Source organism: Streptomyces sp. NPDC027189 (assembly GCF_055566975.1).
In genome coordinates, this window is sequence record NZ_JBVHRI010000019.1 from 15,450 (window position 1) to 39,793 (window position 24,344).

The 24,344-nt window shown below is 69.6% G+C and carries 24 protein-coding genes; 10 read left to right on the forward strand and 14 right to left on the reverse strand.

Going from position 1 to position 24,344, the window contains the following annotated elements:
- Positions 1-25 precede the first annotated feature (25 nt).
- Complete coding sequence (locus ACZ4RZ_RS34760; protein WP_467750786.1) at positions 26-874, forward strand: DUF3109 family protein; 849 nt, start codon at positions 26-28, stop codon at positions 872-874.
- A 108-nt stretch (positions 875-982) separates the two neighbouring features.
- On the opposite strand, the gene ACZ4RZ_RS34765 is transcribed toward ACZ4RZ_RS34760, so the two are convergent.
- Positions 983-2,758: a BACON domain-containing protein gene (locus ACZ4RZ_RS34765; protein ID WP_467750787.1), complete on the reverse strand. Its 1,776-nt coding sequence runs from the start codon at positions 2,756-2,758 to the stop codon at positions 983-985.
- A 623-nt stretch (positions 2,759-3,381) separates the two neighbouring features.
- Here ACZ4RZ_RS34765 and radA point away from each other — a divergent pair.
- Both radA and disA read left to right on the forward strand, forming a co-directional pair.
- Positions 3,382-4,791: a DNA repair protein RadA gene (radA, locus tag ACZ4RZ_RS34770; RefSeq protein ID WP_467750789.1), complete on the forward strand. Its 1,410-nt coding sequence runs from the start codon at positions 3,382-3,384 to the stop codon at positions 4,789-4,791.
- A gap of 68 nt (positions 4,792-4,859) precedes the next feature.
- Positions 4,860-5,984: a DNA integrity scanning diadenylate cyclase DisA gene (disA, locus tag ACZ4RZ_RS34775; protein ID WP_467750791.1), complete on the forward strand. Its 1,125-nt coding sequence runs from the start codon at positions 4,860-4,862 to the stop codon at positions 5,982-5,984.
- Positions 5,985-6,136: 152 nt separating this feature from the next.
- Here the strand turns inward: disA and ACZ4RZ_RS34780 are convergent, their stop codons facing one another.
- Entirely contained in the window at positions 6,137-6,952 is an 816-nt protein-coding gene (locus ACZ4RZ_RS34780; RefSeq protein ID WP_467750792.1) for a hypothetical protein, read from the reverse strand.
- A 297-nt stretch (positions 6,953-7,249) separates the two neighbouring features.
- On the opposite strand from ACZ4RZ_RS34780, the gene ACZ4RZ_RS34785 reads away from it, so the two are divergent.
- The 5 genes from ACZ4RZ_RS34785 to cseC all read left to right on the forward strand — a co-directional run bounded on the left by ACZ4RZ_RS34785 (position 7,250) and on the right by cseC (position 11,696).
- The gene (locus ACZ4RZ_RS34785) at positions 7,250-8,158 is read left to right on the forward strand and encodes an HhH-GPD family protein (RefSeq protein WP_467750793.1); all 909 of its coding nucleotides are present in this window, start codon (positions 7,250-7,252) and stop codon (positions 8,156-8,158) included.
- A gap of 239 nt (positions 8,159-8,397) precedes the next feature.
- Complete coding sequence (locus ACZ4RZ_RS34790; RefSeq protein WP_369248271.1) at positions 8,398-8,949, forward strand: SigE family RNA polymerase sigma factor; 552 nt, start codon at positions 8,398-8,400, stop codon at positions 8,947-8,949.
- On the forward strand, positions 8,937-9,584 hold the full coding sequence (locus tag ACZ4RZ_RS34795) for a hypothetical protein (RefSeq protein ID WP_467750794.1): 648 nt from the start codon (positions 8,937-8,939) through the stop codon (positions 9,582-9,584). The genes ACZ4RZ_RS34790 and ACZ4RZ_RS34795 overlap by 13 nt, the downstream gene beginning before the upstream one ends.
- 19 nt (positions 9,585-9,603) lie before the next feature.
- Positions 9,604-10,308: a two-component system response regulator CseB gene (gene cseB, locus ACZ4RZ_RS34800; protein WP_467750795.1), complete on the forward strand. Its 705-nt coding sequence runs from the start codon at positions 9,604-9,606 to the stop codon at positions 10,306-10,308.
- Entirely contained in the window at positions 10,197-11,696 is a 1,500-nt protein-coding gene (cseC, locus tag ACZ4RZ_RS34805) for a two-component system sensor histidine kinase CseC (protein WP_467750952.1), read from the forward strand. The genes cseB and cseC overlap by 112 nt, the downstream gene beginning before the upstream one ends.
- 115 nt (positions 11,697-11,811) lie before the next feature.
- Here the strand turns inward: cseC and ACZ4RZ_RS34810 are convergent, their stop codons facing one another.
- From ACZ4RZ_RS34810 to ACZ4RZ_RS34825, 4 genes are all read right to left on the reverse strand, one after another.
- Complete coding sequence (locus ACZ4RZ_RS34810; protein WP_467750796.1) at positions 11,812-12,228, reverse strand: glycosyl hydrolase; 417 nt, start codon at positions 12,226-12,228, stop codon at positions 11,812-11,814.
- 145 nt (positions 12,229-12,373) lie between these two features.
- Complete coding sequence (locus ACZ4RZ_RS34815; protein WP_467750797.1) at positions 12,374-12,820, reverse strand: VOC family protein; 447 nt, start codon at positions 12,818-12,820, stop codon at positions 12,374-12,376.
- Between the two features lie 91 nt (positions 12,821-12,911).
- Positions 12,912-13,334: a helix-turn-helix transcriptional regulator gene (locus ACZ4RZ_RS34820; RefSeq protein WP_467750953.1), complete on the reverse strand. Its 423-nt coding sequence runs from the start codon at positions 13,332-13,334 to the stop codon at positions 12,912-12,914.
- A 218-nt stretch (positions 13,335-13,552) separates the two neighbouring features.
- The gene (locus ACZ4RZ_RS34825; protein WP_467750799.1) at positions 13,553-15,154 is read right to left on the reverse strand and encodes an MDR family MFS transporter; all 1,602 of its coding nucleotides are present in this window, start codon (positions 15,152-15,154) and stop codon (positions 13,553-13,555) included.
- 169 nt (positions 15,155-15,323) lie between these two features.
- Here ACZ4RZ_RS34825 and ACZ4RZ_RS34830 point away from each other — a divergent pair, with 169 nt between their 5' ends.
- Positions 15,324-15,920: a TetR/AcrR family transcriptional regulator gene (locus ACZ4RZ_RS34830; RefSeq protein ID WP_467750801.1), complete on the forward strand. Its 597-nt coding sequence runs from the start codon at positions 15,324-15,326 to the stop codon at positions 15,918-15,920.
- Here ACZ4RZ_RS34830 and ACZ4RZ_RS34835 read toward each other — a convergent pair.
- Entirely contained in the window at positions 15,917-16,543 is a 627-nt protein-coding gene (locus ACZ4RZ_RS34835) for a M23 family metallopeptidase (protein ID WP_467750802.1), read from the reverse strand. The genes ACZ4RZ_RS34830 and ACZ4RZ_RS34835 overlap by 4 nt on opposite strands.
- Positions 16,544-17,061: 518 nt before the next feature.
- The gene (locus tag ACZ4RZ_RS34840) at positions 17,062-19,587 is read right to left on the reverse strand and encodes an ATP-dependent Clp protease ATP-binding subunit (RefSeq protein WP_467750804.1); all 2,526 of its coding nucleotides are present in this window, start codon (positions 19,585-19,587) and stop codon (positions 17,062-17,064) included.
- Between the two features lie 430 nt (positions 19,588-20,017).
- Here ACZ4RZ_RS34840 and ACZ4RZ_RS34845 point away from each other — a divergent pair, with 430 nt between their 5' ends.
- A complete protein-coding gene (locus tag ACZ4RZ_RS34845; RefSeq protein ID WP_467750806.1) occupies positions 20,018-20,629 on the forward strand; it encodes an SCO3374 family protein in 612 nt (203 codons plus the stop codon).
- Here ACZ4RZ_RS34845 and ACZ4RZ_RS34850 read toward each other — a convergent pair.
- The 6 genes from ACZ4RZ_RS34850 to ACZ4RZ_RS34875 all read right to left on the reverse strand — a co-directional run bounded on the left by ACZ4RZ_RS34850 (position 20,608) and on the right by ACZ4RZ_RS34875 (position 24,306).
- Positions 20,608-20,943 (reverse strand): histone-like nucleoid-structuring protein Lsr2, encoded by a 336-nt coding sequence (locus ACZ4RZ_RS34850; RefSeq protein ID WP_168529346.1) that lies wholly within the window; start codon positions 20,941-20,943, stop codon positions 20,608-20,610. The genes ACZ4RZ_RS34845 and ACZ4RZ_RS34850 overlap by 22 nt on opposite strands.
- 226 nt (positions 20,944-21,169) lie before the next feature.
- Positions 21,170-21,733, reverse strand: coding sequence for an amino-acid N-acetyltransferase (locus ACZ4RZ_RS34855; protein ID WP_467750808.1), 564 nt, complete (start codon positions 21,731-21,733; stop codon positions 21,170-21,172).
- A 9-nt stretch (positions 21,734-21,742) separates the two neighbouring features.
- Positions 21,743-22,198, reverse strand: a complete 456-nt coding sequence (locus ACZ4RZ_RS34860) for a BlaI/MecI/CopY family transcriptional regulator (protein WP_467750810.1) — start codon at positions 22,196-22,198, stop codon at positions 21,743-21,745.
- 184 nt (positions 22,199-22,382) lie between these two features.
- Positions 22,383-22,562, reverse strand: a complete 180-nt coding sequence (locus ACZ4RZ_RS34865; RefSeq protein WP_467750812.1) for a hypothetical protein — start codon at positions 22,560-22,562, stop codon at positions 22,383-22,385.
- A gap of 14 nt (positions 22,563-22,576) precedes the next feature.
- Positions 22,577-23,185: a hypothetical protein gene (locus ACZ4RZ_RS34870; RefSeq protein ID WP_467750954.1), complete on the reverse strand. Its 609-nt coding sequence runs from the start codon at positions 23,183-23,185 to the stop codon at positions 22,577-22,579.
- A gap of 323 nt (positions 23,186-23,508) precedes the next feature.
- Complete coding sequence (locus ACZ4RZ_RS34875) at positions 23,509-24,306, reverse strand: type III pantothenate kinase (protein WP_189188525.1); 798 nt, start codon at positions 24,304-24,306, stop codon at positions 23,509-23,511.
- Positions 24,307-24,344 lie beyond the last annotated feature (38 nt).

The window sequence follows — 24,344 nt, forward strand, 5'->3', positions numbered from 1 at the left end:
GGCTGAAGCGACTTACCCTGGACGGGTGCCAAAGACGAAAAAGGCGAAGCCCGACAAATCGGCCAAGGGTTCTTCGCAGGCGACGGCCCCCAAGTCCAAGAAGTCCCCGAAGAAGACCTCCGTGTCCGACGAGAAGGGACTCGACTTCGCTCGCGCATGGGTGGAATTTCCGGATCCGGCCGATGACGAGCAGGTCTTCCGGTGCGATCTGACATGGCTGACCTCTCGCTGGAACTGCATCTTCGGAAGCGGCTGCCAGGGCATCCAGGCGGGCCGCGCCGACGACGGCTGCTGCACGCTGGGCGCCCATTTCTCGGACGAGGACGACGAGAAGCGAGTGGCCGAGCACGTGGCGAGGCTCACGCCGGACATCTGGCAGCACCATGACGTGGGCGTGGCGACCGGCTGGGTCTCCGAGGACGAGGACGGCGACCGCCAGACTCGCCCGTACCAGGGCTCGTGCATCTTCCAGAACCGTCCCGGCTTCGCCGGCGGCGCGGGCTGCTCGCTGCACATCCTCGCCCTGAAGGAGGGCCGCGAGCCGCTGGAGACCAAGCCGGACGTCTGCTGGCAGCTGCCCGTGCGCCGGACGTACGAGTGGATCGACCGGCCCGACGACACCCGGGTGCTCCAGGTCTCCATCGGCGAGTACGACCGCCGCGGCTGGGGTCCCGGGGGCCACGACCTGCACTGGTGGTGCACGTCGGCGACCTCCGCGCACGGCGCGGGCGACCCGGTGTACGTCTCGTACCGCCCGGAGCTGATCGAGCTGATGGGCAAGGAGGGGTACGACCGCCTGGTCGAGCTCTGCGAGGAACGGCTGGCCTCGCAGCTGCCGCTGCTGGCACCGCATCCGGCGGATCCGGTGGCCTGACCTCTCCTGGTCCCGCATCTTCCGGCGCCACCCGGTCCACCATGGGTCGGCGCTGCCCGGTCCCCCATTTTTCGGCGCTTGTCGGCGCTTGTCGGCGCTTTGTCGGCGCTACGAGGACGGGCTCGGGTCGCCGCTGTTGCTGGGCGGTGGCGTCGAACCGCCCGGTTCGGAGGGGGCCGAGTCCGTGGGGGTGGGCTGGGGGTCGGACGGGGTCGGATCGCTGGGCGTCGGCGTCGGGTCGCTCGGCGTCGGGCCGGGGTCCGAGGGGGTCGGGTCGCTGGGCGTCGGGTCGGGGTCGTGGCTGCCCGGGGCGGACGGGCCCGCGTTCCCGTACCCGTCGATCGTGACCATGGCGCCCGCCGGTGCGATCGACAGCCGTGCGCTCCAGTGGCCCACCGGCTCGCGAAGATGATCGACGTACACCTTGATCGTCAACGACTCGCCGGGTTCGAGGGTTCCCGAGGACTGGCTCAGGTAGAGCCAGGATGCTCCGGCGTACACGGCCCAGTGCACGGGTGAACTGCCGGACGCGGTCAGCGTGACGAGGGTCGTGTCGCCGCTGTTGCCCGCCGCCACGGAAAGGTGTCCGGCGCCCGGTTCCGAGGTGCTTCCGGGGGCGCTGACGACCTCCACGGAGACATCGGGCGAGCGGCTGCCCTTGGTGAAGCGGGCGTCGGGTTTCGTGCTGGCGTTGCCGGCGTTCTCGTAGCCGCCCACCTCCTCGCCGTTGATGCCGTCGGGACTGCGCGCCTCGCTCGCGGTGACCGGACGGCCGTCGGTGCCCTCGCTGGTGAGGGGTGCGCCGCGGTAGGCCGCCCAGAGGGCGAGGACGGGTGCGGCGACGACCGTGGCGACGACGGTCGTCGTGACGGCACGCGCGCGGAGCCGGTCCCTTCGCGCGGCGTGGTCCTTGGGGTCCATCGGGAAGCCGCGCCGGTCGAAGCGTGGAGCGCTGCCCCGCGCGCGGGGGGCATGCGCCATCGCGGCGTGCAGGGCGCCGCGCGGGGCCTCCAGGACGGGGAGCGCGGCCGGCGTGACGCTGGTGCCGGGCCAGGCCCCGGGGACCGCCCGCTCGGCGGTGCGGCGGCAACGCGGGCAGTCGTCGACGTGCCGGACCAGCTCGCGGCGCAGGGCGGTGCTCAGGACGAGCTGGTTGTCGCCGGTGAGGCGGGCGACGCTCGGGCAGCTGCCGGTCTCGACGACGGCGAGCGCCGCACCGGTGCGTTCGACCTCGCAGGCGGCGGAGGCGAGCAGCTCGCGCGCGAGGGCGAGGTCCATACCGAGGACGGCGGCGACCTCGTGGGCGGCGAGCTGATGGCGCACGGCGAGTTCGAGCGCTTCGCGCTGCTCGGGCGTGGTGCCGGCGGCCTCCGGCCAGGCCAGCAGGGCGAGTTCGCGCTGGTGCCGCGCCTGGGCTTCCGCGGAGACGGGGGCGCTCGGCGCCTCGGCCGCGCGCCGGTCGGCGGCGCCGCTGTGAGCGCCTCTTGAGGCGCCTTTGGGGTCGCGTTTGCGGGTCGCGCGCCGGCCGGAGGCGTGCGTCGCCTGGTGCCTGCGCCGGGCCTCCGCGAGTTTGCGCAGACAGGACCACCGGGCGAGCGCGTACAGCCAGGCCCTGCGGACGTCCACGGACTCGGGGCCGCGCGGGCTCCGTCGCTCGGCCAGCGCGAGGGCCTCCCCGAGGGCGGCGGTGGCCGCGTCGTGGTCGCACAGCACGGACAGGCAGTAGGTGAACAGGCCGTCCAGATAGGGCTCGTAGCGCGCGGGAGGGCGCTGAGCCATGGCGCGGGTGTGCGCGCCACGAGGCGCGGTCACCCGCTTGCGCGCGTCTCCCTGCGCCCGATGCGCGCCGGTCGTGTGCGTGGAGGTCTCCGTACTGCTGCTCATCACCTGTGCGACCGTAGACGCCCAGGGTGGCCCCTTCCTCCCCCTTGAGCACATTTAATCCGTACGGGTGAAACGATCCCTCATAAGGGGACAGGAGCCTCCGATTCCATGGCCCAGGCCTTCACGGGCGGCGATGGCAGACCATGGCAGATGCCTTGCCGGACACCATCACGGGGACCTCCCGAAGGCCCGGCGCCGCCGCGACGAGTTCCGCCCCGCGCCGGAGTCTTCATGGCATGACCTACATCGCATCCGCCATCTCCATGTCCCTCGACGGCTTCGTCACCGCAGGAGTTGGAGCGCTTCCAGGTGATCGAGTCGCCCGAGGTCACGCATCTGCGGTTCCGGGTCGTGAAACAGCACCGCCGGGGGTCGGCCGGCCCAAGACGGATGCGGACGACGCAGTCGCGGTGGCCGTGACGGGCTGATCCGGAACCGGACCGACCGGACTGGTCCCGTCACCGGGGCTGCGGGTGGATCTCGAAACCTGACGCCGACGGGGCGCCGCAGCGCCCATGCGTGCCGTCCGTGGCGGCGCGCATGCCCACAGCAGCGACAGCCCCCGGGCCCGGGCCCCACAGGGCGGCCCCGCACTGTCAGTGCCCTCGGCTACGGTTCCGTGCATGGCTGCCCGTACGAAAACCGCGAAGGACCGACCGTCCTACCGCTGCACAGAGTGCGGCTGGCAGACGGCCAAGTGGCTCGGCCGCTGCCCCGAGTGCCAGGCATGGGGCACGGTCGAGGAGTACGGCGCGCCCGCGGTGCGGACGACGACGCCCGGCCGCGTCACCACGTCCGCGGTGCCCATCGGCCAGGTCGACGGCCGCCAGGCCACGGCGCGCACGACCGGCGTGCCCGAGCTGGACCGCGTCCTGGGCGGCGGGCTGGTCCCCGGCGCGGTCGTCCTGGTCGCGGGCGAGCCGGGCGTCGGCAAGTCCACGCTCCTCCTCGACGTGGCGGCGAAGTCGGCGAGCGACGAACACCGCACGCTGTACGTGACGGGTGAGGAGTCCGCCAGCCAGGTCCGGCTCCGAGCCGACCGCATCAAGGCGATCGACGACCACCTCTACCTCGCCGCGGAGACCGATCTGGCCGCCGTCCTCGGCCACTTGGACGCGGTGAAGCCGTCCCTGCTGATCCTGGACTCGGTCCAGACAGTGGCCTCCCCGGAGATCGACGGCGCGCCCGGCGGCATGGCGCAGGTCCGCGAAGTGGCGGGCGCCCTGATCCGCGCCTCCAAGGAGCGCGGCATGTCCACGCTCCTCGTGGGCCACGTCACAAAGGACGGCGCGATCGCGGGCCCGCGGCTCCTCGAACACCTCGTGGACGTCGTCCTGCACTTCGAGGGCGACCGGCACGCACGCCTCAGGCTCGTACGAGGGGTCAAGAACCGGTACGGGACGACGGACGAGGTCGGCTGCTTCGAGCTGCACGACGAGGGCATCACGGGCCTGGCCGACCCGAGCGGCCTGTTCCTGACCCGCCGTGCCGAGCCGGTCCCCGGCACCTGCCTGACCGTCACGCTGGAAGGCCGCCGCCCGCTGGTCGCCGAAGTCCAGGCCCTCACCGTCGACTCGCAGATCCCCTCCCCCCGCCGCACCACCTCCGGCCTGGAGACCTCCCGCGTCTCGATGATGCTCGCCGTCCTGGAGCAGCGGGGCCGGATCAGCGCCCTCGGAAAGCGGGACATCTACTCCGCGACGGTCGGCGGCGTGAAGCTCTCCGAGCCCGCGGCGGACCTCGCGATCGCGCTCGCCCTCGCGTCCGCGGCGAGTGACACCCCGCTCCCCAAGAACCTCGTCGCGATCGGCGAAGTGGGGCTCGCGGGCGAGGTCAGACGGGTCACGGGCGTCCAGCGCCGGCTCGCCGAGGCGCACCGCCTGGGCTTCACGCACGCCCTCGTACCGACCGACCCGGGCAAGATCCCTCCCGGTATGAAGGTCCTGGAAGTCGCCGACATGGGCGACGCGCTGCGCGTCCTTCCGCGCTCCCGTCACAGAGAGGCCCCACGGGAGGCCGAGGACCGCCGGTAGACTTTGCCCTGGTCTCGCCCGTCCGTACGAACCGAGGGCGACCGGAAACCTGCGACCGGAGGAGTGCAGTGGCAGCCAACGACCGGGCAGCAGCTCCCGGAAAATCCGGTGGGAGCTCCGGTGCCGATGGCCTGATGCGCGCCTCACTGAGCGCCGTGGCACCCGGCACGGCGCTGCGCGACGGGCTTGAGCGGATTCTCCGCGGCAACACGGGCGGACTCATCGTGCTCGGCTCCGACAAGACCGTCGAAGCGATGTGTACGGGCGGATTCGTCCTGGATGTCGAGTTCACCGCAACCCGTCTGCGTGAGCTGTGCAAGCTCGACGGCGGCATCGTGCTCGACAAGGACATCACCAAGATCCTTCGGGCGGGCGTGCAGCTGGTGCCCGACCCGACGATCCCGACGGAGGAGACGGGCACGCGGCACCGCACCGCGGACCGGGTGAGCAAGCAGGTCGGCTTCCCGGTGGTGTCCGTATCCCAGTCGATGCGCCTGATCGCCCTGTACGTGGACGGTCAGCGCCGCGTCCTGGAGGACTCCGCCGCGATCCTGTCCCGCGCCAACCAGGCACTCGCGACCCTGGAGCGCTACAAGCTCCGCCTCGACGAGGTCGCGGGAACGTTGTCGGCGCTGGAGATCGAGGACCTGGTCACCGTCCGGGACGTCTCGGCGGTCGCCCAGCGTCTGGAGATGGTGCGGCGCATCGCCACCGAGATCGCCGAGTACGTGGTGGAACTGGGCACCGACGGGCGTCTTCTCGCCCTCCAGCTGGACGAGTTGATCGCGGGCGTCGAGCCCGAGCGGGAACTCGTGGTCCGTGACTACGTGCCCGAGCCGACCGCCAAGCGCTCCCGCACGGTCGACGAGGCACTCTCGGAACTGGACGCGCTCAGCCACGCGGAGCTCCTCGAACTCTCCACCGTGGCACGGGCTTTGGGCTACACGGGCTCCCCCGAGGCCCTCGACTCGGCCGTCTCCCCGCGTGGCTTCCGCCTCCTCGCCAAGGTGCCCCGCCTGCCCGGCGCGATCATCGACCGGCTCGTGGAGCACTTCGGCGGGCTGCAGAAGCTGCTCGCCGCGAGCGTGGACGACCTGCAGACGGTCGACGGGGTGGGCGAGGCGCGGGCGCGCAGTGTCCGTGAGGGGCTGTCGCGGCTGGCGGAGTCCTCGATTCTGGAGCGGTACGTCTAGCGTCTACGGTTTCCGCGGCCGACCTGGGGCAGCGTCCCGACGCGGCGCTGCGGCGCCGGGGCTGGCGCTGGAGCCGGACGTCCGGCGTCGCGCACGGGCTCACGGCTCGCGACTCACCGGCGCGGCTGCCAGGGCCGGGGACCCGCTGGGCCCTAGTCCTTCGACAGTACGAACGACGTCTGGGCCTTCGTGAGCCCCGGTGCCTTCGCCTCCACCAAGTACGTACCGGCGGACGCCGAACCGGCCGGAGGCGTGGCGCACTCGGGGGCGCTGCCCTTGCGGTCCCACTCCACCGTGTGGGTCACCTGCCCGTCGGCCGGTACGCGGAAGAGGAGGCTGCCGGCGCTCTTCGGGCAGTCGGCCGAGGACCAGATGTCGGTGTCGCTGCCTGCCTGAGTGATCGTCAGCACGGCGTTCTTCGGGCCGAGATCGACCTTGCAGGAGCTGCCCGAGGAGTTCTTGGCGATGAGCTCGAACGTGGGCTTCTCGCCGGGGGCGTACGTGTTGTGCACGCTGCGCAGGGTCAACTTGACCGCGCCGGCGGTGCAGTTGGGGACGCTGGACCCGGCGGGAAGCTGCTCCCCCGCACCTGCGGCGCCGTTGGATCCGTCGTCGGACCCGCCGCTGGACGCGCCGCCGCTGCCGCTGGAGCCCCCGGATGCGGACCCCGACCCGTCGCCGGTCCCGCTTCCACCGCTTCCACCGCTGCTGTCGCTGCCGCTCGACTCGTCGCGGCCGCCCGGGTGTTGGCTGATCGCGGGACCGGAGCCGGAGGGACCCGGAGTGATCGAGGGCGCGGGATTCTTGCCGTTGGACCCGTCGGCGCTGTTCTTGCCGCCTCCGCCGCCGGAGCCGACCACCCACACGATGAGCAGCGCCAACAGGGCGACCACAGACAGCAGAACGGCCCTCCGACGCCAGTAGATGGTGGAGGGAAGCGGCCCGACCGGATTGCGCAGAGATCCCACGGCGCAAACTGTACGAGAGATCCGCCCCGCCGCTTGCCCCACCCGCCGCCCCGACTTCAACTTTTCCGGATCATCATCCCGGCGCCGGGCGGTTGTTCGCCCCCTCCACCCCTACCCGTCCCATTCCTGGGGGCTCTCTGCCCCCAGACTCCCGGGTTGTTCCTCGGGTGCGGTGAGTGGGGGCTTGTCGCGCAGTTCCCCGCGCCCTTTGCAGGGCGGCAGGGCGAAAAACCACCCCGTACGCACCCGGCGTCGAACGCGCACCCCCAACCCCCGCATGGCAGGATCGGCTACGCCATGACTGCACCCACCAAGCCCACCCAAAACGCCTCCGGCGAGCCCCTGCACACCCCCGTCATCGCCTGGTTCGAGGAGCACGCCCGCGACCTCCCCTGGCGGCGCCCGGACGCCGGCCCCTGGGGAGTGATGGTCAGCGAGTTCATGCTGCAGCAGACCCCGGTGAACCGCGTCCTGCCCGTGTACGAACAGTGGCTGGCCCGCTGGCCCCGTCCCGCCGACCTGGCGAAGGAAGCCCCGGGCGAGGCCGTCCGCGCCTGGGGCCGGCTCGGCTATCCGCGGCGCGCGCTGCGCCTGCACGGCGCAGCGGTGGCCATAACGGAGCGACACGGCGGCGACGTACCCACCGAGCACGCCCAGTTGCTCGCGCTGCCCGGCATCGGGGAGTACACGGCCGCGGCGGTGGCGTCGTTCGCGTACGGGCAGCGGCACGCCGTGCTCGACACGAATGTCAGAAGGGTCTTCGCGCGCGCCGTCAGCGGCGTGCAGTACCCGCCGAACGCCACCACCGCCGCCGAACGCAAGCTCGCCCGCGCGCTGCTCCCCGAGAGCGAGCGCACGGCCTCCCGCTGGGCCGCCGCGTCCATGGAACTCGGCGCGCTCGTCTGCACGGCGAAGAACGAGACCTGCGACCGCTGCCCGATCGCCGCGCAGTGCGCGTGGCGGCTGGCGGGCAAGCCGGAGCACGACGGGCCGCCGAGGCGCGGACAGACGTACGCGGGTACGGACCGGCAGGTCCGCGGGAAACTCCTCGCCGTACTCAGAGAGGCCGTCACGCCCGTTCCCCAGGCCGCCCTGGACCGCGTATGGAACGAACCGGTACAACGGGCCCGCGCGCTCGACGGTCTCGTCGCCGACGGACTCGTGGAACCGCTCCCGGGCGGTCTGTATCAGCTGCCGCTGACATAGCAGTTGAGACGATCCGCAGAGCAAATGCAGATCAAATAGGACGTACAACCGCCTCGCCTTACCCAGCACCTACATCCGTTACACAACCGACGGACAGCCGATTGCTTGCCGCAGGCTGGCTCGGACAACCCCGTGACAACACCTCCGTAGCTTCATTTGCGTACCGCACACAGTGCGGCACAGAGGCAACGGACAACCGGCAGCAGGCAGGTCGGAAACGGGGATGGAGGCGGTTGATCATGGCGCACGGCGAGGTGCTCGAATTCGAAGAGTACGTCCGCACTCGGCAGGACGCGCTGCTGCGCAGTGCCCGCCGCCTGGTCCCCGACCCGGTCGACGCCCAGGACCTGCTGCAGACCGCGCTCGTACGGACGTACGGCCGCTGGGACGGCATCGCGGACAAGCGGCTGGCCGACGCATACCTGCGCCGCGTGATGATCAACACGCGCACCGAGTGGTGGCGGGCCCGGAAGCTGGAGGAGGTCCCGACGGAGCAGCTGCCGGACGCGTCCGTCGACGACTCCACCGAGCAGCACGCGGACCGCGCGCTCCTGATGGACATCATGAAGGTGCTCGCACCCAAGCAGCGCAGTGTCGTGGTGCTGCGACACTGGGAGCAGATGTCCACGGAGGAGACGGCCGCCGCGCTTGGCATGTCGGCCGGAACGGTCAAGAGCACGCTGCACCGGGCGCTGGCCCGGCTCCGCGAGGAGCTGGAGAGCCGGGACTACGAGGAGCGCGGCGCCCGCGCGCTCGAACCGAGTGAGGAGCGGGAGCGTTGCGCGGCCTAGGAACCCGGGCCAGTGAGGTCCTGAAGGCGGGAAGTACGGCAGCGGCCGTGCTCACCGCCCTCAGCCTTTTCGTGACCGCCTGCGCCACGGGCGGTACGGGCGCCCGCGACGAGGGTCCGGCGGGCAGTGAGGCGGTGGCCAAGGGCGCCACCACGCCCACCGCCTCCGCCTCGCCCGGCAAGGCGGACAAGCGGGTGGACGCGGTCCAGCTCGTCAAGGACGACCCGCAGGTCAGCGCGTCGGTCAAGCACGATCTGAAGCCGTGCGTCGGCGACGAGTATCCGGTCGACGTGTCCTACGGGGATCTCACCGGCGGCACCTCGGACGATGTCGTGGTCAACGTGATGACCTGCGGCGATGCCGTCGGCGTCGGCTCGTATGTGTACCGCGAGGAAAACGGCAGGTACGAGAATGTCTTCGCCGCCGAAGAGCCGCCTGTCTACGCCGAGATCGACCGCGGCGATCTGGTGGTCACCCAGCAGCTGTACAAGAAGGGCGACCCGTTGTCGTATCCCTCCAGCGAAGAAGTGATCACCTACGGCTGGTCCGCGACCCGCTTCGTCGAGCGGTCCCGGATCCGCAACGACTACAGCAACGCGGTGGGCGGCACCGACACCCCCGCCCCCTCGAACTGAGAGCACACGGAGCAGCCGGATGGCAGAGCAGACCCACGTCCTGTTCGTCGAGGACGACGACGTCATCCGCGAGGCTACGCAGCTCGCCCTGGAGCGCGACGGCTTCGCGGTCACCGCCATGCCCGACGGACTGTCCGGTCTGGAGGCGTTCCGCGCCGACCGCCCCGACATCGCCCTGCTGGATGTCATGGTGCCCGGACTCGACGGTGTCTCCCTGTGCCGCCGTATCCGTGACGAGTCGACCGTCCCCGTGATCATGCTGTCCGCGCGCGCCGACTCCATCGACGTCGTGCTGGGCCTGGAGGCGGGCGCCGACGACTACGTGACCAAGCCCTTCGACGGCGCCGTCCTGGTCGCCCGCATCCGCGCCGTGCTGCGCCGCTTCGGGCACGCCAACGGCGGCGCCCAGGCGCCCGAGGTCGCCTCGTCCGCCGACGGCGGGGTGCTCGCCTTCGGCGACCTGGAGATCGACACCGAGGGCATGGAAGTGCTCAAGGGCGGTACGCCGGTGGCGCTCACGCCCACCGAGATGCGGCTGCTCCTGGAGTTCTCGTCCGCGCCGGGTACGGTGCTCAGCCGCGACAAGCTGCTCGAACGTGTGTGGGACTACGGCTGGGGCGGAGACACCAGGGTCGTCGACGTCCATGTGCAGCGGCTGCGCACGAAGATCGGCCAGGACCGGATCGAGACGGTCCGCGGCTTCGGCTACAAGTTGAAGGCCTGAGCGGGAGTATGCGGGGGATTTTTCAGCGTCCGGCTCGAGGCGGTGCGGGCATCGGCCTCGACCGGGAAACGGGTGACGGCGTGAGCATCCGCACCGGCATCCGATGGAAGCTCAGCGCAGCCATCGCCCTGGTCGGCGCCCTGGTCGCGATCGCACTGAGCCTGGTCGTGCACAACGCGGCGCGTGTGTCGATGCTCGACAACTCGCGTGACCTGGCGGACGAGCGCATCCAGCTCGCGCAGCACATGTACAGGCCCGGCCGGCCGATCGCCTTCGGGGCCAAGGTCGACGATCCGGCGATCCCGGCGGACCTGCTGGCGAAGGTCACGGAGGGACGGCGGGCCACCTACGTGTCCGACGGCCCGAACGGCGCGCCCGATATCTGGGCCGCCGTACCGCTCAGGGACGGCCGGGTGCTGTCCTGGCACGAGCGGTTCACGGACCGCAACGCGGACGTCATGAAGGACCTCGACCAGGCGCTCATCATCGGCTCCATCGCGGTCGTCTTCGGCGGCAGCGCGCTCGGCGTGCTCATCGGCGGCCAGCTGTCGCGCCGGCTGCGCAAGGCCGCGTCCGCGGCGAACCAGGTCGCAAAGGGCGAGACCGACGTACGGGTACGGGAGGCGATCGGCGGTGTCGTGCGCGACGAGACCGACGACCTCGCGCGCGCCGTGGACGCCATGGCGGACGCGCTCCAGCAGCGCATCGAGGCCGAGCGCCGGGTGACCGCGGACATCGCGCACGAGCTGCGTACGCCGGTGACCGGATTGCTGACGGCGGCGGAGCTGCTGCCGCCCGGCCGTCCCACCGAGCTCGTCCGGGACCGGGCGCAGGCCATGCGCACCCTCGTCGAGGACGTCCTGGAGGTCGCCCGGCTCGACGGCGCGTCCGAGCGGGCCGAACTGCAGGACATCATGCTCGGCGAGTTCGTGTCGCGCCGCGTGGCCGCCAAGGACGCCGACGTCGAGGTGCGCGTGGTGCATGAGTCGGAGGTCACGACGGACCCGCGGCGTCTGGAGCGCGTCCTGTTCAACCTCCTCGCGAACGCCTCCCGGCACGGCAAGCCGCCCATCGAGGTCACCGTGGAGGGCCGCGTCATCCGCGTCCGCGACCACGGTCCCGGCTTCCCCGAGGCACTCCTCGCCGAGGGCCCGCGCCGCTTCCGCACGGGCAGCACCGACCGCGCGGGCCACGGCCACGGCCTGGGCCTGACCATCGCCGCGGGCCAGGCCCGGGTGCTCGGCGCCCGGCTGACCTTCCGCAACGTACGCCCGGCGGGCGCGCCGGACGACGTACCCGCCGAGGGCGCGGTCGCGGTGCTGTGGCTGCCGGAGCACGCGCCGACGAACACGGGGAGCTATCCGATGCTGCCGGCCTCGGCGAAGTAGCGGGCTGACACGGGAGGGGCGTGGCCGGAGAATTCCGGGCCACGCCCCTCGCGCATGCGGGCCCGATCAGGAGGCCCCAACAGGAGGACTCAGGAGCCCGACACGGCACTTGGTCCTAGTACCACTTGGTGCAGTGGATCGTCGTGTTGTAGCCCGAGTCGCCGCAGGCCCGCATCAGCTGGCCGTTGCGGTCGCGCCAGGCCTCGGTCCAGACGCTGCCGCCGCTCTCGATCTCCCGCCGGCCCAGCTGCGGCTCCCAGGTGCGCCCGCCGTCGCTGCTGCGGTCGACCCAGACGTGCATCCCGACGGCGCCGACGACGATCCGGCCCCAGGCGCAGGTGCCGTCCCCGGACCCGTTCACCCGCAGCTCGATGCCCTGGCCGCGCGCCCCGATCACTTCCTGGACGGTCCTGCCGCCGTTGTTGTTGCAGCCGTCCGCGGCGCTGGCGGTGGTGGAGCCGGCCATGGCCAGCAGGCCGGTGGTCATCATCAACGCCGAGGCCGTGGCCGCGACCTTCTTGTTCACGCGCATGTGCTGTTCCCCCTAGAAGCCCTGAGGCACTTTCTCGTGGTCGATGCCTGAATTCTGGGCAGCCGGCGGGGGACAGACCATCCTGGACAACAGAGGTTGACGCGCGCGCGACATGCGTGTCAGCTCTCGCCCCTTGGAAGGTGGGTCAGCAGCCCCAGTCCTTCTCCAGGTCGAGCCCGCCCTCGCGCGGCTGGTTGAACGAGAACCAGTTCCCGGAGTCGTCGCGGAACACCGCTTCCGTCCCGTACGGGCGCTCCTGCGGCTCCTGCAGGAACTCCACGCCGCGGTCCTTGAGCTTCTTGTAGTCCCCCTGGATGTCGTCGGTAGTCAGCGCGCCCGCGCCGAGCACACCCTTGGCCACGAGCTTCTTCATCATCTCGGCGGACTCGGGGTCCATCGCGGGCGGTCCGGGCACCATGAGCGTCAGCTCGACGTCGGGCTGGTTCTCGGCACCGACAGTGATCCAGCGCATGCCGCCGTCGCCCATCGTCATGTCCGTACGGACTTCGAGGCCGAGCTTTTGGGTGTAGAACTCCTTGGCCCGGTCCTGGTCGAGGACCCAGACGGTCGAAATGGCGAGTCCCTTGATCATGGTGCGCTCCAGGTGTGCGGGTGGTCGTGCGGACGGCCCCACGGGGGTGTCGTCCGCGGTCCTTGCCCTGCCACGGTAGGCAGCGACGGGCTCACGGTGCTTCTTCGGAATTGCGCTCTCGCGCACCGGGCCCCGGCCGGAAGCCGCCGGCCCAGAGCATCGCGTAGCACCCCGGTATGAGTGCGGTCCCCCGCCCCACATGCTTCGCCCGGTACTCGCTCGGAGTCAGCCCGGTCCATGCCTTGAAGCGCGCCGAGAACGTACCGAGACTGCTGAAGCCGACCATGTTGCAGATCTCGGTCACCGACAGGTTCGCGGTGCGCAGCAGGTCTTCGGCCCGGTCGATACGCCGGTGGGTCAGATACTGGCCCGGCGTCTCGCCGTACGCCGCCTTGAAGGCCCGTATGAAGTGATAGCGCGAGTAACCGGCATGCGCGGCCACCGCGTCGAGATCGAGCCCGGGCTCGGCCCAGTCCCGGTCCATCGCGTCCTTGGCAAGCCGCAGCTGCCGCATTTTGTCCACGGTTCAGATGGTGGCATGTCTTTCAGCCCGTCCGGCGTTTGAGGACAAGCGCGTCAGCGCGATACGGGGGGCTGGGGGCGGAGCCCCCCAGGAACGGGACGGGTAGGGGCGGAGGGGGCGAAATCATCCCGCCCCCAGCCCCGTACACCCGCACCCACGAAGAAGGCCCCCGGGGCGGACAACGCCGGGGGCCTTCGGACCAAAAGAGGTCAGACCGTCTCAGCCACGGTTTCCTCGGACTGCACGTCACCCGCAGGCTTCGGCGCGGCCGGCCCCGCCCCCTTCAGCGGAACCTCCTTCACGAACACCGCCGCGACCAGCGCGACCACAGCCACCACGGAACCGAGCAGGAACGCGGAGTGCGTGCCCGAGGACACCGCGTGCTGGTAGGCCTCCCGGGCCACCGCCGGCAGCTTCGCCAGGCTGGCCGCGTCGAGCTGCGCGGACTGCTCGGTCACCTTGGACCCGAGCGCCCCGGCCCGCTCGGCCATCACGTCCTGCACCCGGTGGTTGAACAGCGCGCCCATGATGGCGACACCGAAGGAGGACCCCAGCGTCCGGAACAGGGTGGTCGACGAGGACGCGACGCCCATGTCCTTCATCTCGACGCTGTTCTGCGCGACCAGCATGGTGATCTGCATCAGGCAGCCCATGCCCGCACCGAGCACCGCCATGTACAGCCCGGACGTCAGCCGGGTCGTCTCGGTGTCCATCTGCGCGAGCAGGAACAGCCCCACGATCATGAGCACACTGCCGACGAGCGGGAAGACCTTGTAGCGGCCGCTGTTGGTGGTGACCCGCCCCGCGACCATCGAGACGGCGAGCATCGCGCCGAGCATCGGCAGGAGCAGCAGCCCGGAGTTGGTGGCGGACGCGCCCTGCACGGACTGCTGGTACAGCGGCAGGAAGAGCACCGCACCGAACATCACGAAGCCGGTGATGAAGCCGATGATCGACATCAGGGTGAAGTTGCGGCTCTTGAAGATGTGCAGCGGCACGACCGGCGCGGCGGCCTTGGTCTGCCAGAAGACGAAGCCCACGAGCGCGGCGACGCCGATCCCGATCAGCTCCATGATGCGGGCGGAGCCCCAGGCGTACTCGGAGCCGCCCCAGGTGGTGACCAGCACGATGGCCGAGATACCGAGGGCCAGCAGTCCCGCACCGAGGTAGTCGATCTTCGCCTCGACCCGCTTCTTCGGCAGGTGCAGCACGGCGCTGACCGCGAGGAGCGCGACGACGCCGAGGGGCAGGTTGATGTAGAAGGACCAGCGCCAGCCCCAGTGGTCGGTGATGGTGCCGCCGACCAGCGGGCCGAGGATCATGGCGAACGCCATCACGCCGGCCATCATGCCCTGGTACTTGCCGCGCTCCCGCGGCGGAATCAGGTCGCCGATGATCGCCATGACGCCGACCATCAGACCACCGGCGCCCAGGCCCTGAATGGCGCGGAACCCGATGAGCTGACCCATGTCCTGGGCCATGCCGCTCAGCGCGGAGCCGATCAGGAAGAGCACGATCGAGGTCATGAAGGCGCCCTTGCGCCCGTACATGTCGCCGAGCTTGCCCCAGATCGGGGTGGAGGCGGCGGTGGCGAGCGTGTACGCGGTGACCACCCACGAGAGGTGCTCCAGGCCGCCCAGTTCGCCGACGATCGTCGGCATCGCCGTGCCCACGATCATGTTGTCGAGCATCGCCAGCAGCATCGCGATCATGAGCGCGAGCAGCACGACGCGTACGCTGCGTGGCTGTTTCTCGGTCTGCTCCACTGGCTGTTTCTCGGTCTGCGCGACCGCGTCGGTGATGTCCGCCATCGTTTCCACTCCCCTAGGTACCGCTGCCGCCGGGCCGACCACTTACTTGCCGACCGGCAAGTTGACTACACTCGGGAAAACTAGACCCGTAACTAGCCGGGCGTCAAGTAAGTTTAGTTCTACTAGCCGGGCGACAGGTAAGTTTTCAGGGAGCGCAAGGAGTACGAGGATGGGCGGCACCATGGACGGCACCAAGCGACAGCGCCGCGGGGACACCCGCCAGCGCATCCAGGACGTGGCCCTCGAACTCTTCTCCGAGCAGGGCTACGAGAAGACCTCGCTGCGCGAGATCGCCGAGCACCTCGACGTCACCAAGGCGGCGCTCTATTACCACTTCAAGACCAAGGAAGAGATCCTCATCAGCCTCTTCGAGGATCTGACGAGGCCGCTCGACGAGCTGATCGAGTGGGGCAGGCAGCAGCCGCACACCCTGGAGACCAAGCAGGAGGTGCTGCGCCGCTACAGCGAGGCCCTCACCGGCGCGGCCCCGCTCTTCCGCTTCATGCAGGAGAACCAGGCGACGGTGCGAGAGCTGAGCATCGGCGAGACCTTCAAGGACCGCATGCTCAGCATGCTCGACATCATCAAGGAGCCGGAGGCGCCGCTGACCGACCAGGTCCGCTGCATCAGCGCGCTCTTCACGATGCACGCCGGGATGTTCGTCCTCAAAGACGTCGAAGGCGACCCCGAGGACAAGCGCAAGGCGGTCCTGGAGGTCGCGATCGATCTGGTGACGCAGGCGCACGGAGGCGCGACGCCGTCTTAGACGGTCACGCCCTTGGTGCGCAGGAAGGCGACGGGGTCGATGGCGGACCCGTAGTTGGGGGTCGTACGGATCTCGAAGTGCAGGTGCGGCCCGCTGGAGTTGCCGGTGTTGCCGGACAGCGCGATGTGCTGGCCGGTGGCGACGACCTGGCCGGCCCTGACGTCTATCCGCGACAGGTGGGCGTACTGCGAGTAGGTCCCGTTGCCGTGCTTGATGACGACGGCGTTGCCGTAGGCGGGACCGTCGCCGGCCCCATTGCCGCCGGCCTTCACCACGGTGCCGCCGTGCGCGGCGAGGACCTCGGTGCCCTGCGGCACGGCGAAGTCCTGGCCGGAGTGCTTGTGGGCCCACATGCCACCGGCCTGGTTGAAGCTGGCGGACAGCGTGTACTTCTTCACCGGGTCGACCCAGGAGGCGGCCGTCTTGGCGGCGGCGGCCTTGGCCTGAGCGGCGGCCTGCGTCTGCACGGCGTTCGCCGCGGTGACGGCTCCGCCGGTGGCGAGGGTGTCGGCGGTCGCGACTCCGGCGCCCAGCACGACCGAGGCGCCGAGACCGACGGCCAGAACGGCCGCCCGTGAGCGGATGGACGTACGGGAGAGACGGAACGTGACGCGCTTCGACATAGGGACCTCACGGGGACGGAGACAAGGGCCAATCACCACCCGGCACACAGCCGGCCACCGAGTGGGCCATACCTTGGTAACCCGCAACCCCACAAACGCCCAAAACAGCCATCTACGACGTTCGGTCGTACTTCACCCCAAAATTTGGCGAACCTTGACAGCGCCGACATCCTCATAAGGGATCTTCCGGATTTATTGCGAGAACCCAGGTTTAGCCGCACTTCGGGGCATCAACCCCCTTGGGAAACGCCGCATCGACCTCCCCGCCCCCGCGACGCTGAAGCCGCCCTGAGGGTTACGGGTCAAAGGTCCCTTTTGCCCGTTCTTGCCAGTCCACTATTCAGCCTAGTACCGGACAAAACGCCTGTGCGTCATGTCACCGACGGGACGGATCCGGGCCCCCGGGAATGTGACGCGGGCTACGTGAAACCAGGACCTCTCCCAACCCAAAAAAGGGGCTGCCCCAGGACCGAAGTCCTGGGGCAGCCCCTCTGTTGTTCAGGCGAGCGCCGTGGCGCCTACGCCTCCTTGCTCAGGTTGGGACCGGCCCCACCCGCGGCCTGCTCGACCGGCGGGACGTCGGGGAGTGCCGACTTCTCCTCACCCCGGAAGGTGAAGGTCTTGGCCTCGCCCTCGCCCTCCGTGTCGACGACCACGATGTGGCCCGGACGCAGCTCGCTGAAGAGGATCTTCTCCGAGAGCGCGTCCTCGATCTCGCGCTGGATGGTCCGGCGCAGCGGCCGGGCACCCAGGACGGGGTCGTAACCCTTCTTCGCGAGCAGCGACTTGGCGCTCGGGCTGAGCTCCAGGCCCATGTCGCGGTCCTTCAGGCGCTCGTCCACCTTGGCGATCATGAGGTCGACGATCTGGATGATGTCTTCCTCGGTGAGCTGGTGGAAGACCACCGTGTCGTCGACACGGTTCAGGAACTCCGGGCGGAAGTGCTGCTTCAGCTCGTCGTTGACCTTGTTCTTCATCCGCTCGTAGCTGGACTTCGTGTCACCCGCGGCGGCGAAGCCGAGGTTGAAGCCCTTGGAGATGTCCCGGGTGCCGAGGTTGGTCGTCATGATGATGACCGTGTTCTTGAAGTCCACGACCCGGCCCTGGGAGTCGGTCAGACGACCGTCCTCCAGGATCTGCAGCAGCGAGTTGAAGATGTCCGGGTGGGCCTTCTCGACCTCGTCGAAGAGGACGACGGAGAACGGCTTGCGGCGCACCTTCTCGGTCAGCTGGCCGCCCTCCTCGTAACCCACGTATCCGGGCGGGCTACCGAAGAGACGCGACACCGTGTGCTTCTCGCTGAACTCCGACATGTCGAGGGCGATCAGCGCGTCCTCGTCACCGAAGAGGAACTCGGCGAGGGTCTTCGACAGCTCGGTCTTACCGACACCCGACGGGCCCGCGAAGATGAACGAACCACCGGGGCGCTTCGGGTCCTTCAGACCCGCTCGCGTACGACGGATCGCCTGCGAGAGCGCCTTGATGGCGTCCTTCTGGCCGATGACCCGCTTGTGGAGCTCGTCCTCCATGCGCAGCAGACGCGAGGACTCCTCCTCGGTCAGCTTGAAGACCGGGATGCCGGTGGCGGTCGCGAGCACCTCGGCGATCAGCTCGCCGTCGACCTCGGCGACGACGTCCATGTCGCCGGCCTTCCACTCCTTCTCCCGCTTGGCCTTCGCGGCCAGGAGCTGCTTCTCCTTGTCGCGGAGGGAGGCGGCCTTCTCGAAGTCCTGCGAGTCGATCGCGGACTCCTTGTCGCGGCGCACACCCGCGATCTTCTCGTCGAACTCGCGGAGGTCCGGCGGAGCGGTCATCCGACGGATGCGCATCCGGGAGCCCGCCTCGTCGATCAGGTCGATCGCCTTGTCGGGGAGGAACCGGTCCGAGATGTAGCGGTCCGCGAGCGTCGCGGCCTGGACCAGAGCCTCGTCCGTGATGGAGACGCGGTGGTGTGCCTCGTAGCGGTCGCGCAGGCCCTTGAGGATCTCGATCGTGTGCGGGAGCGAGGGCTCCGCCACCTGGATCGGCTGGAAGCGGCGCTCGAGGGCCGCGTCCTTCTCGAGGTGCTTGCGGTACTCGTCGAGCGTCGTCGCACCGATGGTCTGCAGCTCGCCACGGGCCAGCATCGGCTTCAGGATCGAAGCCGCGTCGATGGCGCCCTCGGCGGCACCCGCACCGACCAGCGTGTGGAGCTCGTCGATGAACAGGATGATGTCGCCGCGGGTGCGGATCTCCTTGAGCACCTTCTTCAGGCGCTCCTCGAAGTCACCGCGGTAGCGGGAGCCGGCGACCAGTGCGCCGAGGTCCAGGGTGTAGAGGTGCTTGTCCTTCAGGGTCTCGGGCACCTCGCCCTTGACGATGGCCTGAGCGAGGCCCTCGACGACGGCGGTCTTGCCGACGCCGGGCTCACCGATCAGGACCGGGTTGTTCTTCGTCCGGCGGGACAGCACCTGCATGACCCGCTCGATCTCCTTCTCGCGCCCGATGACGGGGTCGAGCTTGGACTCACGAGCGGCCTGGGTGAGGTTCCGGCCGAACTGATCGAGGACCAGGGACGTGGAGGGGGTGCCCTCGGCAGGACCGCCGGCGGCGGCGGTCTCCTTGCCCTGGTATCCGGAGAGCAGCTGGATCACCTGCTGCCGCACCCGGTTGAGGTCTGCGCCCAGCTTGACCAGGACCTGGGCGGCGACGCCCTCGCCCTCACGGATCAGGCCGAGCAGGATGTGCTCCGTGCCGATGTAGTTGTGGCCCAGCTGAAGGGCCTCGCGGAGCGACAGCTCCAGGACCTTCTTGGCACGAGGGGTGAAGGGAATGTGGCCCGAGGGCGCCTGCTGGCCCTGGCCGATGATCTCCTCCACCTGCTGGCGGACCGCCTCGAGCGAAATCCCGAGGCTCTCCAGGGCCTTAGCGGCGACACCCTCACCCTCGTGGATCAGGCCCAGGAGGATGTGCTCGGTGCCGATGTAGTTGTGGTTGAGCATCCGGGCTTCTTCCTGAGCCAGGACGACAACCCGCCGCGCGCGGTCGGTGAACCTCTCGAACATCGTTAATCGCTCCTCAGAGCGGTCAGGCAGTGAGGGGACGCTCCCCTCGCTGTCCTTCCGCAGCTTAGTCCCGCAAGCGGGGACCGCTCATTCCAACTGCCGACACCGTCCTTGGCCTCCTGACCCCGAACGCCGACATCTGCTCCAACCTGATGGTGCGAGACGATGTTCCCGCAGGCCAGGCAGATACCCTCACCATCTGTACGCCGATGGCGAACGTGAGATGCCCGATCCATGCGTGTCGCCCCTCCCACTAGGGATGTCTTACCCGTACGCACTGACACTCCATGCGGCGCGCACCGGTTCCCTCCGCTATGGGCGAACATCCTTGCGCCGCTGAACACCTCCGCACGCCCCCCTTTTCGGCACTCTGTGCAATCGCCGGAATACTCAGCGTAACTCTGGAGCTCTTCCGGCTGTTGCTCCTGGCATGGTTCCCACAGTTCCCATCGTCCCTCTCCCACGTCGGCCGCTCGACTCGAGTGATCCGGTACAGCGGTGGTACGAGAACGAACTGGGCTGGGCGGCAGTGCCCGGGCCGCCGTTGCGGCTCGTCACAGGCCTGCGCTTCGACGTGCTGGAGGTGCCGGAGGAGGCGGGACGCGCGGCGCTGCGGCATCTGGGCCCGGCGTCTCCGGTGGCCCTGCAGGGGAACCGGATGCGGCTCCTCGTGGCCACGGGCAGCGCGGACGAACTGCCGGGGCTGCTCGACTGGCTGGAGTGGGGCGCCCTCGCACTGGATCTCACGGCGATCGGCGCGGGCGGGAGCATCGAGGCTCCGCCGCCACCGGGAACCGCCGGGGCTCCCCGCCCTTCGGGAATGCCCGCACTGTCGACGGTTCCGGAAAACTCACAGGGGGCCGCCGTGTGGCTGCGGCCCCCCGAATTCGGGCGCGAGGTCGAAGCCTCGCTGCCGACACTGTCGGCCGTGGGGGGCGGTGGGGGCGCCCCCGATCTCGTACGCCTCGTGGACACGATGGCAACGCAGTGCCATCGAGTGAGGCTGCGGCGTGCGTGCGCTCAGCCGTTGGCCTTCTCGTAGGCCTCACGAATGGACGCGGGAACTCGACCACGGTCGTTGACCTCGTAGCCGTTCTCCTTAGCCCACGCGCGGATCTGCGCGGTGTCCTGGCTGCCACCGGAAGCGACGCGTGCCTTTCCGCGTCCGCCCGAAGCGCGGCCTCCAGTACGACGACCACCCTTCACGTAGGCGTCGAGAAGGCCACGGAGCTTGTCCGCATTGGCGGTCGTGAGATCGATTTCGTACGTCTTGCCGTCCAGCGCGAACGTCACGGTCTCGTCCGCCTCGCCACCGTCGAGGTCGTCGACAAGAAGGACCTGAACCTTCTGTGCCACCGGATTTCCTTTCATCGATAACTTCAGGGCCGGGAGGTCTGCGGCGTCTGCCGTTTCGCCGTCCCCTGTTATATGCAGTACTGCAGTACGTCGGAAAGCAAACCGCTTTTGCTGGAAAAACACAAACCCCTGGGGGAGACTCACAGGGCACTGGCCGACCGGAAACGTACGCGTTTCGGACATAGGGAACCTGGGCAAGGCGGTCCGCCGGAATAGTTGTCGGCGATCACAGATGCAGAAGCATCCGGCTGTTGCCCAAGGTGTTCGGTTTCACTCGTTCGAGACCGAGGAACTCCGCCACGCCCTCGTCATAGGAACGCAGGAGCTCGGCGTAGACATCGGTGTCGACGGGTGTCTCGCCGATCTCCACGAAGCCGTGCTTCGCGAAGAACTCGACTTCGAAGGTCAGACAGAAAACTCGTCGAACACCGAGCCAACGGGCGGTCTCCAGCAACTTCTCCAGCAACTGATGACCGACACCGAGGCCCTGGACCACGGGGTTCACCGCGAGCGTGCGGACTTCCGCGAGGTCTTCCCACATCACGTGCAGCGCACCGCAGCCGACCACCTCAGTACTTGAGCCGACGCCGCGTTCCGCGACCCAGAACTCCTGGATGTCCTCGTAAAGCGTCACCGTCGCTTTGTCGAGCAGGATGCGGCGCCGGACGTTCGCATCAAGGAGGCGGCGTACGTCCGGGACATCGCTGGTCCTGGCCCGGCGGACGGTGATGGCTTTTGCGGCGACTTCGGGATGCTCTGAGGGAACCTCTGCGGGATGCTCTGCTGGCATGAGCGGACGCTATCGCCCGGCGTCACCCTCGGCGGCGGCGGGGTTCTCGTCCACCGGGTTCCCGTTCGGGTTCTCCGACGCGGGCGTTTCGGCAGCGGGGGTTTCCGGTCCCTGGACCATACGTACGGCATCGCGCAGAGCTTCGCGCTGTTCCGGGGACATCATGCCGAAGAAGGCGACGAGAGCGGCGGCGGGGTTGTCACTCTGCGACCAGGCATCGTTCATCAGTGCGGCCGCGTAGGCGGCACGTGTGGAGACCGCCTCATATCGATAGGCCCGGCCTTCCGCCTCACGGCGCACCCAGCCCTTCTGATGGAGATTGTCCAAAACGGTCATCACCGTGGTGTATGCGATGGACCGTTCCTGTTGAAGGTCTTCCAGGACTTCTCGAACGGTCACCGGGCGGTTCCACTTCCACACCCGCGTCATGACCGCGTCTTCGAGTTCTCCCAATGGGCGAGGCACAGCTCAGAACAATAGTGGGAGATCACCAACAAAAAGGGCGTACGACTCGAAAAACATATGAGTCGTACGCTGTCTTACGCGGATGAGGGTGCGGAAGGGCCAGTGGGGCCGCCCCCGCGGTCCCGGTCGGCCTGCCTGCCCGTCCGCCTGCGGGTCTGTCCGCCTGCGGGTCTGCCGGCCGGGCTCAGGCCTCGGTGTCGCGGGAGGCCTGGCGGGCGCTCTCCGCGCGCGCCAGGGCGGCGTCGACGACCGCGTCCTCCTTGGCCTTGTTGGCCCCGCCCTGGGTCTTCACGATCGTCACGATCAGCCCGATGAAGAACACGGCCATCACTACGGGGGGCACGAGCGCGGAGACATAGTCCATGCCCTCCAGAGTAGCTAGCCCGCCGCGAGCTGCTGAGGGGGGTTCGCCGGTGGCGGCGCGGCCTTGCGCTTCGGCGGGAACACCTCGCCCGGTGTGGGGATGGGCCGGTCCGGGCGCGGGGTCTTGACCGGAGGCTGCGGCTTCGGCTCGGCGGCAGGCTTCTCCGCCGGCTTCTTGGCGGGCTCCTCGGAGGCCAGACCCCCGGGGAGGGCCAGCAGCCGGGTGCGGGACGGGGGCATCATCTGGGTCGTGCGGCCCGCCAGGCGGGCGCGTACGTCTCGTTCGGCGAGGGCCCTGCAGCGGTCCAGGAGTGCGGCCGCGGTGGGGTTTCCGCGCAGGGCCCGGAGCGCGGCGAGGTCGTCGGGGTGCGGCCGGTAGCCGACGCCGAGCGCCTCCTCCAGGAGGGCGAGGTAGCCGCCGGTGGCACCCGGCAGGGCGGCGCGGTACCGGGCGAGGTCGGCCAGCAGGAAGGCCCGGAGCCTGGCTCCCTCGCGGGACGCCTCGTCGACGGACTCGGCGAGACGGAGGCATTCCTGGACGTCCTCGGCCGAGGCGGGGCTGGGGTGCAGGGCGAGGGCGAGAGCGCGACGGAGCACACGCAGCTCCTCCGCACCGAACGCCATGCCGCCGCGGGATCCGTATGGCGTGGGCATGCGCCGACGATACGCGCTAATCAGACAAAATCCGCATAGCCAGCGAGCGTGGCGCGTCTCCCATCGGGCGGCGCGGAAGGGTTTTCGCCCCCGCCGCCCCCACCCATTCCCGACCTCGGCGGCTCCGCCCGCGAACCCCCGCTCCTCAAACGCCAAAGTGGCTGAACTTTTGCCGGCCGGGGCTGGAGATTTTCAGCCCGTCCGGCGTTTGAGGACGAGCGCGTCAGCGCGATAGGGGGTCTGGGGGCGAAGCCCCCAGGTACGGGACGGGCAGGGGCGGAGGGGCGAAAACCCTACGTACGCGACACGTTCCGCTCGTACACCAGCCGCAGCCCGATCAGCGTCAGCCACGGCTCGTGTTCGTCGATGACCGAGGCCTCGCCGAGGACCATCGGGGCCAAGCCGCCCGTGGCGATGACGGTGACGTCGTCGGGATCGTCGGCGAGCTCGCGGGCCATCCGGTTGACGACCCCGTCGACCTGCCCGGCGAACCCGTACACGATGCCGGCCTGCATCGCCTCGACGGTGTTCTTCCCGATCACCGCCCGCGGCCGGGCCAGCTCGATCTTGCGAAGCTGAGCACCCCGCACACCGAGCGCCTCCACGGAGATCTCGATACCGGGCGCGATGACACCACCCGCGTACTCCCCGCGCGCGGACACCGCGTCGAACGTCGTCGCCGTACCGAAGTCGACGACGATGGCGGGGCCCCCGTAGAGCTCGACGGCGGCCACGGCGTTGATGATGCGGTCGGCGCCGACCTCCTTGGGGTTGTCCATCAGGATCGGTACGCCGGTCTTGATGCCGGGTTCGACCAGTACGGCGGGGACGTCGCCGTAGTAGCGACGCGTGACCTCGCGCAGCTCGTGCAGGACGGACGGGACCGTCGAGCAGATGGCGATGCCGTCGATGCCGTCGCCGAGCTCCTCGCCGAGCAGCGGGTGCATGCCCATGAGGCCCTGGAGGAGCACGGCGAGTTCGTCGGCCGTGCGGCGGGCGTCCGTGGAGATGCGCCAGTGCTCGACGATCTCCTCCCCGTCGAAGAGGCCGAGGACGGTGTGGGTGTTGCCGACGTCGATCGTGAGCAGCATCTGCCCTACTCCGCCTCGTTCGTCGAGGCCACGTCCGC